This window comes from Lascolabacillus sp. (genome assembly GCF_028696275.1).
Lineage (GTDB): Bacteria > Bacteroidota > Bacteroidia > Bacteroidales > Dysgonomonadaceae > Proteiniphilum > Proteiniphilum massiliensis.
In genome coordinates this window covers 1-18,448 of record NZ_JAQVHI010000002.1, presented here as the reverse complement: position 1 = coordinate 18,448, position 18,448 = coordinate 1, and the positions used below count along the sequence as shown (strand labels likewise).

10 protein-coding genes are annotated in these 18,448 nt (G+C 37.1%); 8 read left to right on the top strand and 2 right to left on the bottom strand.

What is annotated here, in order from left to right; all coding sequences use genetic code 11:
* Positions 1–30: 30 nt before the first annotated feature.
* A complete protein-coding gene (gene galK, locus PHO43_RS01025) occupies positions 31–1,179 on the top strand; it encodes a galactokinase (protein WP_045089629.1) in 1,149 nt (382 codons plus the stop codon).
* A gap of 93 nt (positions 1,180–1,272) precedes the next feature.
* Entirely contained in the window at positions 1,273–1,965 is a 693-nt protein-coding gene (locus PHO43_RS01020; RefSeq protein ID WP_288010091.1) for an NUDIX hydrolase, read from the top strand.
* Positions 1,966–1,972: 7 nt separating this feature from the next.
* Here PHO43_RS01020 and PHO43_RS01015 read toward each other — a convergent pair whose 3' ends face one another.
* A complete protein-coding gene (locus tag PHO43_RS01015) occupies positions 1,973–2,674 on the bottom strand; it encodes an SIMPL domain-containing protein (RefSeq protein ID WP_045089627.1) in 702 nt (233 codons plus the stop codon).
* A gap of 308 nt (positions 2,675–2,982) precedes the next feature.
* On the opposite strand from PHO43_RS01015, the gene carA reads away from it, so the two are divergent.
* The 3 genes from carA (at position 2,983) to carB (PHO43_RS01000) (ending at position 10,702) form a co-directional block, all read left to right on the top strand.
* Positions 2,983–4,101: a glutamine-hydrolyzing carbamoyl-phosphate synthase small subunit gene (gene carA, locus PHO43_RS01010; RefSeq protein WP_288010096.1), complete on the top strand. Its 1,119-nt coding sequence runs from the start codon at positions 2,983–2,985 to the stop codon at positions 4,099–4,101.
* 15 nt (positions 4,102–4,116) lie between these two features.
* Positions 4,117–7,422: a carbamoyl-phosphate synthase large subunit gene (carB, locus tag PHO43_RS01005; RefSeq protein ID WP_288011043.1), complete on the top strand. Its 3,306-nt coding sequence runs from the start codon at positions 4,117–4,119 to the stop codon at positions 7,420–7,422.
* A 64-nt stretch (positions 7,423–7,486) separates the two neighbouring features.
* A complete protein-coding gene (gene carB, locus PHO43_RS01000; protein WP_045089625.1) occupies positions 7,487–10,702 on the top strand; it encodes a carbamoyl-phosphate synthase (glutamine-hydrolyzing) large subunit in 3,216 nt (1,071 codons plus the stop codon).
* A 111-nt stretch (positions 10,703–10,813) separates the two neighbouring features.
* Here the strand turns inward: carB (PHO43_RS01000) and PHO43_RS00995 are convergent, their stop codons facing one another.
* Positions 10,814–12,469 (bottom strand): AMP-binding protein, encoded by a 1,656-nt coding sequence (locus PHO43_RS00995; RefSeq protein ID WP_288011008.1) that lies wholly within the window; start codon positions 12,467–12,469, stop codon positions 10,814–10,816.
* A gap of 424 nt (positions 12,470–12,893) precedes the next feature.
* Here PHO43_RS00995 and PHO43_RS00990 point away from each other — a divergent pair, with 424 nt between their 5' ends.
* From PHO43_RS00990 to PHO43_RS00980, 3 genes are all read left to right on the top strand, one after another.
* Entirely contained in the window at positions 12,894–15,857 is a 2,964-nt protein-coding gene (locus PHO43_RS00990) for a SusC/RagA family TonB-linked outer membrane protein (RefSeq protein ID WP_045089623.1), read from the top strand.
* A gap of 37 nt (positions 15,858–15,894) precedes the next feature.
* Positions 15,895–17,535 carry a RagB/SusD family nutrient uptake outer membrane protein gene (locus tag PHO43_RS00985; protein ID WP_288011006.1) on the top strand — a complete coding sequence of 547 codons (1,641 nt, stop codon included), beginning with the start codon at positions 15,895–15,897 and terminating at the stop codon, positions 17,533–17,535.
* A gap of 338 nt (positions 17,536–17,873) precedes the next feature.
* Positions 17,874–18,448, top strand: a 575-nt coding sequence (locus tag PHO43_RS00980; RefSeq protein WP_288011004.1) for a Gfo/Idh/MocA family protein, incomplete at its 3' end; no start/stop codon positions are given.

The following is an 18,448-nucleotide window of genomic DNA, read 5'->3' as shown; positions in this document are numbered from 1 at the left end:
GATCTTTTTCCTAAACTTTAAAAATTAAATATGACAAAAGAACAAGTAATTAAGATATTCAAAGAGAAATTCAATAATGAAAACCCTGAAGTTTACACGTCCCCCGGACGTGTAAACTTAATTGGGGAACATACCGATTATAACGGAAGTTTTGTATTTCCGGGAGCTATCGACAAAGGTATGATAGCTGCCATCAGATTCAATGGTACAGATAAAATAAGAGCTTACGCAATTGATTTGGACGAAAGCTCAGAATTTGGTCTTATTGAGGAGGATGCTCCAAATGAAGGCTGGGCAAAGTATCTTTTTGGTGTATGCCGTGAGATAATAAAAAGAGGAGGCACAGTAAAAGCATTTGATACTGTTTTTGCAGGTGATGTTCCACTTGGAGCAGGTATGTCTTCATCAGCAGCACTGGAGAGTACATACGCATTCGCTCTTAACGATTTACTGAACCTGGGAATTGATAAATTTGAGCTTGCACGCATTGGTCAAAGCACCGAACATAATTATGTTGGTGTAAAGTGTGGTATTATGGATCAGTTTGCTTCAATCTTTGGAAAAGAGGGTCATCTTATTCGTTTAGACACCAAAACAATGGAATATGAATATTTCCCTTTTAATCCGAAAGGCTATAAACTAGTTCTGTTAGATACACTTGTTAAGCATGAGCTAGCATCTTCAGCATACAATGCACGTCGTGCATCATGCGAAAATACAGCTGCAACTATAAGCAAACTTCATCCGGAAGTTAAATTCCTTCGTGATGCATCAATGGACATGCTTAATGAAGTTAAAGATCAAATCTCGGAAGAAGATTACATGCGTTCTAAATATGTAATAGAGGAAACTCAACGTGTGATTGATGTAAGTAATGCACTTCAGCAGGGAGATTATGAAACCGTTGGTCAAAAGATGTATGAAACCCATCACGGTATGAGTAAACTCTATGAAGTTAGCTGCGAAGAGCTCGATTTCCTTAACGATATTGCCAAAGAGCATGGCGTTACCGGTTCAAGAGTAATGGGTGGCGGCTTCGGCGGTTGCACAATTAACCTTGTAAAAGATGAGTTGTACGACTCATTTATTGCAGATGCAAAAAAACAATTTAAAGAAAAGTATGGTCATGAACCAAAAGTGTATGACGTTGTTATCAGCGACGGTGCACGCAAACTATAATTTTATCAACTAAAATTTAGTTGGAAGCCTGGAGCTACTATTTGTTCCGGCTTCCAACTTTTTTTTAAACATAATTTTTTTACCTTACCTACTATGTTACAAACATACTACGAAAACAATGATAAATTCCTCATTGCAGTTGATTGTATTATTTTTGGATTTCAAGATAAAGAACTTAATGTATTATTAACCCGCAGACCTGTAGAACCCTTGAAAAACGAATGGTCACTGATGGGTGGGTTTATGGAAAATGGGGAAAGTCTTGATCAAGCTGCTGAAAAAATACTATTTCGTTATACAAGCCACAAAGATATATATATGGAACAGGTTGGTGCGTATGGTGATGTAGACCGTGATTCAGGTGGTAGAGTAGTCTCTGTTGCTTACTACGCTTTAGTCAATGCCGAAAATTTCAATACATCACTTGCAAAAAAGTATGATGCAAAATGGCTAAGTGTAAGTAAATTGCCAAAGCTTGTTTTTGATCATAACAAAATGGTAGAAGACGCTATAAAGCTTTTGCAATATAAAGCCTCAAATCAGCCGATTGTATTTAAATTTTTCGATGAAAAATTCACGCTTACTGAACTACAGGATCTATATGAAGCCATTTATCAAATGCAATTAGACAAACGCAATTTCAGGAAAAAGCTAAGCAACATGAATCTTCTCGACAAACTTGACGAGAAAGATAAAGTAAACTCCAGGAGGGGGGCATATTACTACACCTTCAATAAAGAGAGATACGAAAAATTTATAGAAGAGGGAAATCGATTCTCGCTATGATAAATAATTAATTTTTTAAATAATAATTTACAGTAGTCACAACTCTCACGTTTTTAATATATGGAGTATTTGCATCTCGGTCTGTAATGGTAAACTGCCCCTGAGATGCATTTCTTATTTTACCCAGCTTACTTCCGGAGTCAAGAGCAAATTTCTCTGCAGCCTCCCTCGCGTTTTTAGTTGCCTCTTCAATCATAGCGGGCTTGATACTATTCAAGCCTGTGAATTCATATAATGTATTATATCTATAATCACCACCTGTTATTGCAACCCCCTGTTTAAGCAATTCTGTCTGCTCCGAAATTAGTTTGCGAATCTGATCCACATTATTAGAAGTAACAGTTATCACAGAGGTTGCATTATACCTGTACTGAATTGCCTGGTTAAGGTAACGTTCAGCCTCCATATCAATTATTTCAGGTGGAGCTATGCTTATCTCATCATCTGTAATACCGTTCGACCTCAGGAAATCAACAATAGTTCTATTTTTACTTTGAATATTTGTATAAAGAGTTGTCAGATCATTTCCCAGATCTTTATACATCAAAGGCCAGATAACTTTATCTGCCGGCACCTCCATCTCTGCAAGTCCTTTTACAGTTACAACGCGGTCGCGATCTGTAAAGTTGTTAATACCTCTGTTTAATAAAATTCCAAACGCCAATAGTGCGATCGCTAAAATTATAGATTCTACAATCCAGTTTTTCATAATCCTGTTTTTTAGGTTTTTGATTATAAATATATGATTTTAAATCATACTGAAAAAGTTTATATAACTGTCAAATATTGAAATGTTTTATATAAAAGCTTTTTACAAATATAATGATTAAAGTAAATAATTGTTTTCATAGCAGGAAAAAAGATCTTTTTTATAATTTATCATCTTTTGCATAAATAAAATTTAGAACTTCTAAATGCTATTACATTTCAATTACTATCTATTACTTCAAAATATTTTTTCTATCTTTGTACCCTAATATCACATAGTATATATCAAACAAAATTAATGCTCGCACTATGCACAAATTAACACCGGTGCGATTGATCCTTGAAAACGGGATGGTCTTTCAAGGAAAATCGTTTGGGGCTGAAAAGCCGACATCGGGAGAGGTTGTTTTCAGTACTTCAATGGTAGGTTATCCCGAAAGCTTGACTGACCCCTCCTACAAAGGACAAATATTATCACTAACTTATCCAATAATCGGAAATTACGGAGTTCCAGCCAAAGGCGAAACAGACGGAATTTCCGATTTTTTTGAATCTGAACATATTCTTGCTTCAGGGTTGATAATACAGGATTATACTTCTGAATACTCTCACTGGAACGGAATTGAAAGCCTTGGAGAATGGCTTAAGAATGAGAATATCCCGGGTATTTGCGATGTAGATACCCGTAAACTCACTAAAATACTTCGTGAAGAAGGCTCACTATTGGGAAAGATTGTTTTTGATGAGAGTCATGTTTCAGAAAAAACAAAAGATGCAAGCAAGGCAGAAGTCAACATAAGTAAAGATGGTTTTTACAATCCTGATTTTACAAATCTGGTTGCAGAAGTAAGCTGTAAAGAGGTAATTGAGTATGGGGATGGAGTAAAAAAGGTAGTACTTGTAGACTGCGGCGTCAAACTAAATATTCTGAGAGAACTTATTAAGCAGGGAGTAAAAGTGATACGTGTGCCCTGGGATTATGACTTCAATACAATAGATTTTGATGGTGTAGTGATTTCAAACGGTCCCGGCAACCCTGACCACTGTATAGCAACAGTTGAAAATATCCGCAAAGCGATGAATAGTGATAAACCAATATTCGGAATTTGCATGGGAAATCAGTTGCTTTCTAAAGCAGCCGGAGCAAAAATATATAAGCTTAAATATGGACACAGAAGCCATAACCAACCGGTTAGAAGAGTAGGGAGTAATCAATGTTTCATTACATCCCAGAATCATGGGTATGCAGTAGATGATAAGGGTTTAGGCAAAGAGTGGGAACCATGGTATGTTAACCTGAATGATGGAACCAATGAGGGTATCAGGCACAAATCAAAACCATTTTACTCAGTACAATTTCATCCGGAAGCAAATGGAGGTCCAAATGATACACGCTATTTCTTTGACGAGTTTGTAAAATTATTGTGATTTATGACAAATCAGATTTTAGATAATATAAAAAAAGTATTGGTGCTGGGTTCTGGAGCCCTGAAGATAGGTGAAGCGGGAGAGTTTGACTATTCAGGCTCTCAGGCACTTAAAGCACTAAGTGAAGAGGGAGTTGAAACTATCCTTATCAATCCAAATATTGCAACGGTACAAACATCTGAAGGTGTGGCCGATAAAATATATTTCTTACCTGTAACTCCCTATTTTGTGGAGAAGGTAATTGAAAGAGAAAATCCAGATGGAATTCTTTTGGCATTTGGTGGTCAGACTGCACTTAACTGCGGAGTAGAGCTGTATAAGTCGGGTATCTTTGAAAAATATAGTGTAAAGGTGCTGGGTACTCCCGTGCAGGCAATTATGGATACTGAGGACCGCGATCTGTTTGTAAAGAAGCTCAATCAGATTGATGTTAAGACAATCAAGAGTTACGCTGTTTCTACTACTAATGAAGCACTTGAAGCAGCGGAAAAGCTCGGATATCCTGTAATTGTAAGGGCTGCTTATGCACTTGGTGGATTGGGCTCAGGTTTTTGCAATAATGAAAAAGAGCTGAAAGAGCTGTCAGTAAAAGCATTAAATTATTCTGACCAACTACTTATAGAGAAATCTTTAAAAGGATGGAAAGAGATTGAATATGAGGTTGTACGAGATAGATTCGACAACTGTATCACAGTGTGCAATATGGAGAATTTTGATCCATTAGGCATACATACTGGAGAAAGTATAGTAGTTGCTCCTTCACAAACCCTTACCAACTCCGAGTATCATAAACTTCGTGAGTTGGCAATTAAAATTGTGAGACATATCGGAATTGTTGGAGAGTGTAATGTTCAGTACGCCCTCGACCCTGAATCAGAAGATTACAGAGTTATTGAGGTAAATGCGCGACTGAGCCGTTCATCTGCTCTTGCTTCCAAGGCCACTGGTTATCCGCTGGCATTTGTTGCTGCGAAACTGGGACTCGGTTATGGACTCTTCGATCTTAAAAACTCGGTTACTAAAACCACAAGTGCCTTCTTTGAACCGGCACTGGATTATATAGTTGTAAAAATACCACGTTGGGATTTAGGTAAATTCAGCGGTGTTTCAAAAGAGATCGGTTCCAGTATGAAATCGGTTGGCGAGATCATGTCAATTGGCCGCACTTTTGAAGAAGCAATTCAGAAAGGACTCAGAATGATTGGTCTGGGCATGCATGGCTTTGTGGAAAATAAAGAACTGGTAATTCCGGATATAGATAAGGCTTTAAGGGAGCCTACAGATCAGCGTATATTTGTTATCAGTAAAGCTTTCCGAAAGGGATATACAGTTGATCAGATACATGATCTGACCAAAATTGACAGATGGTTCCTGAATAAATTACGCAAGATTGTTGACACTGCCGAACAGCTTGAACAACTGGATTCTGAAAGAATAGATCTGAATGCAGATATTAATGAAGTTATTGGAAATGGAGATAGTAAACTTCATGAATATAATGAGAATCAAAATAATCAGCTTAACAAGTTTATCGAATTACTGAGACTTTCAAAACAGCAAGGTTTTTCAGATTATCAGATAGCTAAAGCTATTTATAAAGAAAATATCAGTGAAAATGATCCTCTCAATATAAGAGCATACAGGAAGAAACTTGGAATAGTTCCATTCGTTAAGCAAATAGATACTTTAGCTGCAGAGTTTCCTGCACAGACAAACTACTTATATCTGACATATAATGGAGCAGAGAGTGATGTTAAGTACTTGGGTGACCACCGCTCGGTGATTGTACTGGGTTCCGGTGCTTACAGAATAGGGTCGTCGGTAGAATTCGACTGGTGTTCGGTTAACGCACTGAATACCGTACGTAAAGAGGGTTACCGCTCTGTAATGATCAACTATAATCCTGAGACGGTATCAACTGATTATGATGTGTGTGACAGACTCTATTTTGATGAACTTTCATATGAGAGGGTTATGGATATAATAGAGCTTGAGAATCCATATGGAGTAATTGTATCTGTAGGAGGACAGATTCCTAATAATCTGGCGGTCAGACTGGATAATTCCGGTGTCAATATATTGGGGACATCTGCAAAAAGTATAGATAACGCAGAGGATCGTCATAAGTTCTCCTCTATGCTCGACAGACTTGAGATTGATCAGCCCAGATGGAAGGAGCTTACTACACTTGATGAGATTCATCAGTTTGTTGATGAAGTTGGATTCCCATTGCTGGTGAGACCATCATATGTTTTATCAGGTGCCGCAATGAATGTCTGTTCCAATAAAACAGAGTTGGAAAGATTCCTAACCCTGGCTACTGAAGTTTCAAGCAAATATCCTGTGGTGGTATCAGAATTTATTGAAGATTCTAAAGAGATTGAGATGGATGCTGTAGCACAGAATGGTGAACTGGTAGCATACGCGATTTCAGAACATATAGAATTTGCCGGTGTTCACTCGGGTGACGCTACCATTTTGTTCCCTGCTCAGAAGATTTATGTGCAGACAGTAAGACGAATAAAACAGATAACTCGTAAAATCGCAAAAGAGTTAAATATATCAGGACCATTCAATATCCAATTCCTAGCTAAGGATAATGATATAAAAGTTATCGAGTGTAACCTGAGAGCATCAAGATCTTTCCCATTTGTATCTAAGGTTTTGAAAATAAACTTTATTGAGTTAGCAACTAAAGTGATGCTTGATATAATGGTGGAGAGACCTGAAAAATCGGCTTTCGATCTTGATTATGTAGGTATTAAAGCACCTCAGTTTTCATTCACACGACTGCAGAAAGCCGATCCTGTACTTGGTGTTGATATGGCATCTACAGGCGAAGTGGGAGCTATTGGCAGTAATTTTGATGATGCTTTGCTCACTTCGATGCTGGCCGTTGGTTACAGGATTCCTGAAAAGAATATTATGATATCCTCGGGAGGTACAAAGTCAAAAGTAGCACTGCTTGATGCATGCCGCCTGCTCAGGAAAAATGGTTATAATCTATTTGCAACCGGTGGTACTCAAAAGTTTTTGGAAGAGAATGGGGTAGAGAGTACCTTTGTTGCCTGGCCTGATGATGAAAATGCAGAACTGAAAGTAAATGATATGATAGCCGATAAAAAATTCGACTTGATTATAAATATTCCAAAAAACCTGACTGAAAGAGAGCTTACAAATGGTTACAGAATCAGGCGAGGAGCAATTGATTATAATATTCCTCTGATTACAAATGCAAGACTTGCAGGTGCTTTTATTAAAGCTTTCTGCAGAATCTCGCAGGATAATATTAAAATTAAACATTGGGGAGAGTATAATTAAAATCAGGCTGTTAATTAAGTTATGATTAATTAAGCAGACTAATATTTCAGAAAATATAATATAAATGGATCAATCTATTAAGAAAGTAATTCTACTGGGTTCCGGAGCCCTTAAAATCGGACAAGCGGGTGAATTTGACTATTCAGGTTCGCAAGCTCTTAAAGCTATGCGTGAAGAGGGTATTGAAACAGTATTAATAAACCCTAATATTGCTACTATACAAACATCAGAGGGTGTAGCCGATAAGGTTTATTTCCTGCCTATAACTCCCTATTTCGTTGAGAAGGTTATACAAAAAGAGAAGCCTGACGGAATACTTCTGGCATTTGGGGGACAGACAGCATTAAACTGTGGAACTGAGCTTTACCAGAGTGGTATACTTGCAAAGTATGATGTGAAGGTACTGGGAACTTCCGTTGAAGCGATTATGATTACGGAGGACCGTGATCTGTTCGTGAAGAAACTTGATGAGATTGAGGCAAAAACGCCAAAATCAAGAGCTGTTGAGTCGCTCGATGAAGCTCTTGAAGCTGCTAATGAAATTGGTTTTCCTATTATGCTCCGTTCAGCATATGCATTAGGAGGACAGGGTTCAGGTATCTGTGCAAATAAGAAAGAGTTTGTTGAGTTGTGTAAAAGTGCACTCTCATTCTCTAATCAGGTACTGGTAGAGGAGAGTCTCAAAGGTTGGAAGGAAATTGAATTTGAGGTGATTAGGGATAAAAACGACCACTGCTTTACTGTAGTACCTATGGAAAACTTTGATCCACTGGGTATTCATACAGGTGAGAGTATTGTTGTTGCACCTATTATCACACTTCGTAAGGATCAGATTGAACTATTGGAAGATGTAGCCAGGAGAGTTGTTCGCCACATTGGTATAGTAGGTGAATGTAATATACAGTATGCATTTAATGCTGAGACAAATGATTACAGGATTATCGAGATCAATGCACGATTGAGTCGTTCATCTGCACTTGCATCAAAAGCTTCAGGTTATCCTCTTGCATTTGTAGCTACAAAACTTGCCTTAGGTTATTCTTTAGATCAGATTGGTGAAATGGGTACACCCAACTCAGCTTACACAGCACCTAAGGTAGATTATATGATTGTGAAGATTCCTCGCTGGGATCTAAACAAATTCTACGGTGTAAGTCACGAGATTGGATCTTCAATGAAGTCAGTAGGTGAGGTAATGTCAATTGGTCAGTCATTTGAAGAGATCATACAGAAAGGTTTGCGAATGATCGGGCAGGGGATGCACGGCTTTGTTGGCAACAGAGAGATCACTTTCGACAATATTGAAGAGTCCCTTTCCAAACCTACCGATCTGCGTATTTTTGCAATTGCTGATGCTTTTGAAAAAGGTTATAGTGTTGAACAAATTGAAGAGCTTACCAAAATTGATCCCTGGTTTCTGGAAAAGCTTGAAAATATTCATAAATACTCCAAAGTTTTATCTTCATACAACAAGATAGAGGAGCTTCCTGAAGATGTACTTCGTGAAGCAAAAAGACTTGGATTCTCTGACTTCCAGATTGCAAGGTTAATTGAGGAACCTGATGGTAATATGGAGAATGAGCAGATACGAGTCCGCAATCACAGGAAAAGTTTGAATATCACTCCTGTAATTCGCAGAATTTATACTGTGGCATCTGACCATCCTGATAAAACAAACTATCTATATTTCACCTATGGAGAAGTTAAACCACATATTCCATACAAAGAGGAGGGTAAGGAGTCAGTAATAGTATTAGGTTCAGGAGCATACAGGATAGGATCATCTGTAGAGTTCGACTGGTGTTCTGTAAACGCAGTGCAAACTGCTCGTGAGCTTGGGTATGACTCAGTAATGATAAATTATAATCCTGAGACTGTTTCTACCGATTATGATATGTGTGACAGACTCTATTTTGATGAGCTTACTTTCGAGAGAGTGCTTGATGTTATTGATGTGGAGATTCCTAAGGGGGTTATACTTTCAGTTGGAGGACAGATTCCTAATAATCTGGCAATGAAGCTTTACCGCCAAAATGTTCCTATTCTCGGAACTCAGCCTACAGATATTGACAGGGCAGAAAACAGGCATAAATTTTCCGGCATGCTGGATGAGCTTGGCATTGATCAGCCAAGATGGAAAGAGGCTAGTAGTAAAGAAGAGATTGATGCTTTTATTGATGAGGTTGGTTTTCCTTTACTTATCAGACCATCATATGTACTCTCAGGTGCTGCTATGAATGTTTGTTATGACAGAGATCAGATGAGTACATTCCTGGAAATGGCTGTGAGCGTCTCTAAAGAACATCCGGTTGTAGTGTCAAGCTTTATGCAGAACGCAAAAGAGATCGAGTTTGATGCAGTTGCGAAGAATGGAGAAGTTGTTGAGTATGCAATATCTGAACATGTAGAATTTGCTGGTGTTCATTCAGGTGATGCAACACTGGTATTTCCTGCTCAAAAGATCTATTTTGAGACCATGCGTCGTGTAAAGAAGATCTCAAAACAGATTGCTAAAGAGCTTAATATAAGCGGTCCCTTCAACATTCAATATCTAGCTAAAAACAACGAGATCAAAGTTATAGAGTGTAACCTGAGGGCAAGTCGCTCCTTCCCCTTTGTCTCAAAGGTATTAAAGCAGAATTTTATTGAAACGGCGACAAAAATAATGCTGGATGCACCTTATACAAAACCGGACAGTTCAGTCTTCGATCTTGAATATATTGGTGTTAAAGCATCGCAATTCTCATTTTCAAGACTACAGAATGCCGACCCGGTATTGGGTGTTGATATGGCATCAACTGGTGAGGTTGGCTGTATTGGTGATGATTTTTCAGAAGCAATACTAAAATCGATGCTTTCTGTAGGATATAAAGTTCCTGAAAAAGCAATTCTGATCTCTTCAGGAGAGATGAAATCAAAAGTTGATCTGCTTGATGCTTGTAAACTACTGGCAGAAAGGAATTATGAATTATATGCTAGTCACGGTACCCAGAAGTTTCTCGTTGATAACGGCATAAACGCTATCGAAGTAAACTGGCCTGATGAAGATGGAGAGAACAATATTCAGAAAATGATAGCTGATAAGAAATTCGATCTCATTATAAATATTCCAAAAGATGTTACTCGCAGAGAGTTAACCAACGGCTATATAATTCGTCGCGGTGCAATAGATTACAATATTCCGTTGATTACAAATGCAAGATTGGCAAGTGCATTTATTACTGCATTTTGCACAATGGATCTCGATGATGTTCAGATTAAAAGCTGGGACGAATATTAAACGGGATATTTTTAATATAAAATAAAAAATGATTGTTTTTTCATGTAGTACAAATTCTTTAATTGAATAATGTAAAACTTCGAAAAAACAATCATTTTACTTTTTAATACGTTACTTCTGATATTTAAATCGCTTAATACTTCTTTTAGGTGTTTTATCAAACTCTTCTTCCTGAATGCGGAAAGATGAAATCTGACTATAATTAGGAAGTGAGGAATTCACATCATCAATTATTTTAGAGAAGAAAGAGTTCCACTGCTCTTCTTTTACACCTTCTGACTCAAGCACATCTTTATCAGGTACTATTAGTGCTACAATCTTATGATTCTCTTCAATTGCAAGGACCTCGCTAATGTAATCTGAGCTATTAAGCTTCTCTTCAATCTCTTCTGGATAGATATTCTGACCTGAAGGACCTAAAAGCATATTTTTGTTTCGGCCTTTGATAAAGATGAAATTGTCTTTATCCATAGTACCAAGATCGCCCGTCTTTAGCCATCCATCAGCAGTAAATGTCTCTTTAGTTGCTTCCTCATTCTTATAGTAACCAAGCATAACATTACTTCCCTTGGTCAGTATTTCACCAACAACATTTTCAGGATCACTTGAATCAATTTTAACCTGCATTCTGTCTACAACCTTACCTGAAGAACGTTTCTTATACTCTTTCCAGTAAGCATAAGAAATGAGAGGTCCGCATTCAGTCATACCATATCCCACTGTAAAAGGAAATTTTATCTTCTTCAGGAAATTTTCAACATCTTTGTTTAAAGCAGCTCCACCAATAACAACTTCATCCAGATTGTCTCCGAAAAACTCAATCATCCCCTTACGTATTTTTGAAAATACAAGAACATTCAGTAATGGTATTTTCTTAAGAGTAGCAGCTGAACCTTTTTTCAGTTTTGGGAATACTACCTTAGTGACAACTTTTTCAATAATAAGTGGTACTGCAAGAATCAGCTTGGGTTTTGTTTTTGCAAATGCATCCTTAAGAATCTTTGGAGAAGGTGTTTTTCCAAGAAAATGGATATGACAGCCTATTGCTATGGAATTCAGAATCTCGAATGCAAGACCATAAGTGTGTGCCATTGGCAGCATACATACTACATTATCCCCGGGCAGAAGGAAATTCACATTTTCCATTGCAAACTTGGTATTTGACCATAGACTTCTATAGGGAAGCATTACACCCTTTGGACTACTGGTGGTGCCTGAGGTGTAGTTGATTAATGCCAGCTCTTCAGGCTTGTCTGTTCTGAAATTTATATCATTTACAAAAAAGCCTTTACTATATTTTTCAGTAAAATAGTCAGAAGCATTAGAAATAAATTGTTTCAAGTCATCTGAAACAGACTTCAGTAATGAGAAATTATCCAAAGAGAAAACAGTTTCTGCTTTAGGAATTTTGGTTTCATCAATTCCACTCCAGATACTTTCATCTACAAAAAATAGATTAGAATCGGAGTGATCCACAATAAACTGTACACTGCTTATATCAAATTCATTTAAGATATTTACAGATACAGCACCATATGACAGTGTTGCGAAAAAGACTATAGCCCAGTTAGAGCTGTTCATTCCGCAAAGTGAGATTTTATCTCCCCGTTGTACACCGGCTACTTTAAAAATGTCATGAAGTTTATCAATTTCACGAGCGAAATCTCTGTAATATAAAGTCTTTCCCTCGTAGTCTGTCATAGCAGGCAGATCCCAGTTATTTCTAATACTCTGTTCTATTATACCTAAAAAACTGTTTTGATTCATTATTGTGCTTTATTATATCTTATTTGTGTGTGATAAAGTTACACATAATATAAAAATAAACAAGTATTTATTATCATATTATTTACATAAATAATATAGGGGTGTGATTTTAAATAATATTAATTTATTAGGTCACAATAGATTAATAGCATTAAATGTTAAAATGTCGGTTCTTTGGCTCCTTTTTACGTAATAAAGTTTGCTTTATATTAATTGTCTGCGAAAAATTGATACTATTAGTGAATAAACAGTTTTAATGTGTTAAAACTACTCCATTATAAACGTTTGGAGCTATATGTAAACTAAACTGTGTGAAACTTCTTCATATTGTGAAAATAATACAAAAAAATTTTTATTAAATACATGAGAAATTCGAATTTTTCGTGACTCAAACTATTTTGTCGTTTAACTTAAAAATTAAAGAATGAAAGAACTTAAGACTATTCATGTGAGAGTGATTTTATCTGCATTTGTGTGGGTATTATCGCTAGGTTTGTTTGCACAGAATGTTACCGTAAGAGGTGTTGTTTCTGATGTGAACGGTGAGCCATTGATCGGAGTAACACTCCTTGTTCAGGGTACAACTAACGGAACAGTTACAAACATTGATGGGGAGTATACCTTATCCGGAGTACCGTCCAATGGTGTTATTGAGGTGTCATACGTTGGTATGCAGAATCAAAATGTTCAGGTTGGAGGCAGATCTATTATTAACATCACTTTAACAGAAGACACTGAACTATTGGATGAGGTTGTGGTAGTTGGTTATGGTACAATGGACAGAAGAGAAGTTACTTCTTCTATTGAGACTATTACTGCAGCTGATTTTAATCAGGGAGGAGTAAGAAATGCTATGGACCTTATTCAGGGTAAGGTAGCAGGATTAAACATGACACGTGTTGGAGGCAGTAACCCTAACTCAGGTATGGATATTCAGTTGCGTGGTATTGCTTCTTTGTCAGGAACAAGAACTCCACTAATCGTTATTGATGGTATTCCAGGAGGTAGTCTTGATCTTCTGCAACCTGATGATATCGAGTCTTTCAATATCCTGAAAGATGGTTCTGCAGCAGCTATCTATGGAACACGTGGTAACTCAGGTGTAATTTTAATTACAACTAAGAAAGGTCGCGCTGGCGCACCTCAGTTCAATTATTCATCTTATGCACAGCATGAGATTTTAAATGAGAGACCGAAAATTTTTGATGCAGCTGGTTTCAGAGATTTGATTAAACAGGGTTTAATTAATGAAAATCAGGATTTTGGTGCTGATACTGATCTTTTTGATGAATTGATTAATAAAAGCAACCTAAGCCAATATCACAATTTTGCTGCTTCAGGAGGAACTGAAAATACAAACTATAGAGCATCTGTATTTTATAGTAATATGGAGGGTATAGCTAAGGAAAACTCTCGCGAACAGTTTGGTGGACGTGTTAATGTTAATCAAAAAGGACTTAACGACAGATTAACAATGTCTTTAAATCTTGCTACCAATTTCAATAAGGCTAACCTTCTTGGTGGTGGAACAGGTGATTTTGAGCAGGCTATTCAACGTAATCCTACAGCTCCTCTTTATAATGAAGATGGAACTTTCTATGAAACAACTGCTTACAATAACTACAATCCTCTTTCTCGTCTTGCTAACAGGATATCAGAAAGAGATCAGCAAACTACATCAGCAGATGTCCGCCTGCAGGTTAAATTAACTGATTACTGGTCGGTATCAGGTTTTGGTTCTTATCTGCGCAATACTTATAACGACAGATACTACCGTTCTTCAAAAGACTGGGATAACAGACCGGGTTCTTCTTACCAGGGAATGGGATATGCTTCTAAATCAAACTATTTATCATGGAGCAAAACATTTGAAGCAACAACAGATTATAGAAGAACATTCAATGATGTTCATACTGTAACCGGACTTGTTGGTTATAGCTATCAGTACAATACTGAAGAAAGCTTTAATGTTAATAATAATGGATTCACAACTGATGCTTTCTTGGATTGGAATCTTGGAGCCGGAAGTGCAATACAGAATACCAGATTACCACGTCCAGGTATGGGAAGCAGCAAAAATGACAATACATTGGTTGCATTCTTTGGTCGTGTAAACTACTCATTTGATAATAAATATTATTTACAAGCAATTGTACGTCATGAAGGATCATCTCGTTTTGGTGCTAACCACAAATGGGGTACTTTCCCGGCATTATCGGCAGGATGGACCATTTCGGAAGAAGGATTCATGTATGATGTTGATGCAATAGATGAACTGAAGCTCAGAGTAGGATATGGAGTTACTGGTAACCAGGGAATTCCTAACTATCAGTCGCTAGTTACTCTAAGTACAGGTGGTGTTTACCCACAAAATGGTGTTTACTATCAGACTTATGGTGCTGCAAGAAACCCAAACCCTGATCTTCGCTGGGAACAGAAGCAGGAGCTAAATGTTGGTGTTGATTTCGCATTATTTAAAAGAAGAATAAGCGGTTCTTTGGATCTGTATAACAGAAATACAAAAGACTTGCTGTATAACTACAATGCACAACAGCCACCATATGTAAGGGATTTCATCTATACTAATGTAGGTTCAATCAGAAACTCAGGAGTTGAACTTCAACTTTCTGGTGTAGCTATCAATAATAAAGATTTCAGCTGGGATATCGATCTTGCAACAAGTTACCAGACAAACGAACTTACAAAGCTTTCAAGTGATGTATTTAAAGCAAACTGGCTTTCATTCTATGGATTACCTTCACCGGGTAACCTTGGTGAGGCATTCAGACTTGAAGAGGGTGGTGCAGTAGGTAACTTCTATGGTAAAGAATTTGCAGGTTTTGATGAAGATGGTAAGTGGTTGTTCTATAAGAAAGATAGATCTACTGCAAGAGCTTCTGAAATTTCGGAAGATGATCTTAAAATTATTGGTAATGGTGTACCAAAAGTACAAGCATCACTTAATAATACATTCAGATATAAGAATTTTGACCTGACTCTTCTTTTCAGAGGTAAATTTGGCTTTGATATTCTTAATCTTAAAGAGCTTTATTTCGGTAATAAAAAATGGTTACCAAATAATATGCTTAAAACAGCTGTTACCAAGCATAATGAGTTGAACGATGATCCTCAGTATTCTGACTACTATCTAGAAAAAGGTGATTTCGTTAAACTAGATAATGTTACTTTAGGCTATAATGTTCCATTGAAATCTGATTATGTGTCTAATCTAAGATTTTATGTAACAGGTAGAAATATTCTTACTTTAACTGGTTATTCAGGAGTTGACCCTGAACTTCAGGACACAGGTTTTGAAGCTGGTGTTGACAAAAGAGATTACTATCCAAGAACACAGTCGTGGTCGATTGGAGTAAATGTTAGTTTTTAATAAGTATGAATACCATACAGAAAAAAATAAATAATCTATGAAAAAAAATATACTGAATAGAATTGCTCTGTTTCTCACTGCGGTATTGGTTTTCACACTGAATAGCTGTACTGACTTAGATGAGAACATTTACAGTGAACTGAATAAATCTAATTTCTATAATAATAGGACAGAGGTTTTACAAGCTGCATTGAGGCCATTTACTCATATGCAGGCATGGTTAGCACCAACAGGACAAAATGGTTATTATTATCATGCTGAGCTTTCTTCAGATCAGGTTGCCTGGCCACAGAAAGGAAGACACGGATATGATGGAGGTGACCACTTCAGACAACATTATCACACTTGGACAGCAAATGAAAACCGTATGCGTAATGCTTGGGTTCTAATGTGGACAGGTCTTGGATATGTAAACTCTGCGATAATGGACCTGGAAAGTGTCGACAATAATGCTATTGATATTTCTGATACTGAAATGGCTGCTATATTGGGAGAACTATATGTTTTACGTGCTTTCCACTATATGAAAATTATGGAACTGTGGGGTAATGTACCTATCATTACTACTGTTGGTGAACCACAGAATCCTCCCACACAGTCGAAAGAAGAAGTATTTGCTTTCATAAAGCAGGAACTTGAAACTTATGTGCCCAAACTTCTTCCTTATTCACAGGAAATGGTGGGAAGGGTATCACAAACTGCAGGTTATGCAATGTTGGCAGAACTTTACCTTAATGCAGAATATCATATTGGTACTCCAATGTATGATGAAGCAATTGCTGCATGTGATAAAATCATAAGCGGTCAGGCAGGTGGCGTTAATGGTACACCAAAGCTGGCTGATGATCTGTTGGAGACATTCTCTAATACCAATAAATTTGCTGATGAAGCATTATTCCAATTTGCTTTCAGTAAACAGGGTGGTTTCTCTTTTGGTTGGGGAGGCTTTTACTTTGGATACTCTAATATGAGTAGAGCGTTAGGTTATGATTTCTCTGGTTGGAATGCATTTGTTGTTATACCTACTGCATTTGATGCATATCAGGATAATGACCTTCGTAAAAAGGAATGGTTCCTATTCGGACCTCAGTATGATATAGATTCAGGAGAACCTATCCTCGGAACTGAAGAGTATAATGGTGAGCCACTTGTATATGTGAACTCAATCAGAAGAGAGAGTGAAGGTGACTTTACAAGTGAAGGCAGCATGGCAGAAGGTGAAGAAAACAGTGGAGCTAGATTCAATAAATATAAAGCTGGAAGACTCGATGAAGATAATTATCACGAGAACCACTATATGATTTACAGATTATCTGAAATCTATTTGAATAAAGCTGAAGCAATCATGCGCAAAAATGGTGGTGTTGCAACTCAGGAAGCTGTTGATCTGGTTAATGCTGTAAGAAAGCGTGCATTTACCGAAGAAGATTGGCCAGCAGAGCAGTATACAACTGCTACATTGACTATGGATGAGCTGTTGGAAGAACGTGGAAGAGAGCTTATTTTCGAAGGTAAAAGACGTACAGATCTTATACGATTTGGTGCTTATGTTACAAAAAGCTGGTGGGATCATGAACCAAGTAACGATCCAAGCAAAGAGCTTTACCCAATTCCTCATACTCAGTTAGCGGCTAATCCTAATCTGATTCAGAATCCGGGTTATGAAGGAAATCAATAATCATTGTAATTAATAATAATACATAAAAGCTCCGGTATTGCCGGGGCTTTTTGTTGCAAAAGTTTCTCAGATATTAAAATAAGTAATAATGGGTGAATTTTACACCTAAAATTTCGTTTTCAAATTAATTTATCTTACTTTTACGCATCTATTTAATGAAAAGCGAAAAAGAAAAAATATAAATTGCGTATTTCTAATGTAGTCCCATAAAGGTAAATAAGTGAATTACATTTATTTTAATGCTCTGAAAACTATTGAAAAATAGATTAAATATTTGTAAATAAGATAGTATAAAATATATACATTTATCAATAAGTGAAACCTAAAAAAAAGTACTTATGTCATCAAACATTTCAAGAAGAAGATTTTTAGAAACCGGAGCACTTGCGGCTGCCGGCTTAACTGTAGTACCTTCATCGGTACTTGGAAAAAGCATGGGCTACAAAGCACCTAGTGATAAACTAAATATCGCTGCTGTAGGTATCGGAGGTATGGGAAATTCAAACCTGAACGCCCTTCAAAGCGAGAATATCGTTGGTCTTTGTGACGTGGACTGGAAATATAGTCAGCGTGTATTCGAGAAATACCCAAAAGCTAAAAAGTATTACGATTACAGACGTATGTATGATGAACTGGGCAAATCTATCGACGGAGTTGTTGTAGCTACATCAGACCATACTCATGCTATCATTACAGCTGATGCAATGACAATGGGAAAACATGTTTATGTTCAGAAACCATTGACACACAGTGTTTATGAGTCTCGTCTGTTAACCAAACTGGCAGAGAAATATAAAGTTGCTACCAGTATGGGTAACCAGGGATCATCAGGTGCAGGTGTACGTCAGGTAATCGACTGGATCGCAGATGGAGTGATTGGTGAAGTAACTAAAGTAGAAACATTTACAGACCG

What these genes read in the sequence shown, in the direction of transcription:
- PHO43_RS00990 (WP_045089623.1), top strand. Translation starts at nt 12,894, where the DNA reads ATGAAAGAACTTAAGACTATTCATGTGAGAGTGATTTTATCTGCATTT.
- PHO43_RS00995 (WP_288011008.1), bottom strand. Translation starts at nt 12,469, where the DNA reads ATGAATCAAAACAGTTTTTTAGGTATAATAGAACAGAGTATTAGAAAT.
- galK (WP_045089629.1), top strand. Translation starts at nt 31, where the DNA reads ATGACAAAAGAACAAGTAATTAAGATATTCAAAGAGAAATTCAATAAT.
- PHO43_RS01015 (WP_045089627.1), bottom strand. Translation starts at nt 2,674, where the DNA reads ATGAAAAACTGGATTGTAGAATCTATAATTTTAGCGATCGCACTATTG.
- PHO43_RS00985 (WP_288011006.1), top strand. Translation starts at nt 15,895, where the DNA reads ATGAAAAAAAATATACTGAATAGAATTGCTCTGTTTCTCACTGCGGTA.
- carA (WP_288010096.1), top strand. Translation starts at nt 2,983, where the DNA reads ATGCACAAATTAACACCGGTGCGATTGATCCTTGAAAACGGGATGGTC.
- carB (WP_045089625.1), top strand. Translation starts at nt 7,487, where the DNA reads ATGGATCAATCTATTAAGAAAGTAATTCTACTGGGTTCCGGAGCCCTT.
- PHO43_RS01020 (WP_288010091.1), top strand. Translation starts at nt 1,273, where the DNA reads ATGTTACAAACATACTACGAAAACAATGATAAATTCCTCATTGCAGTT.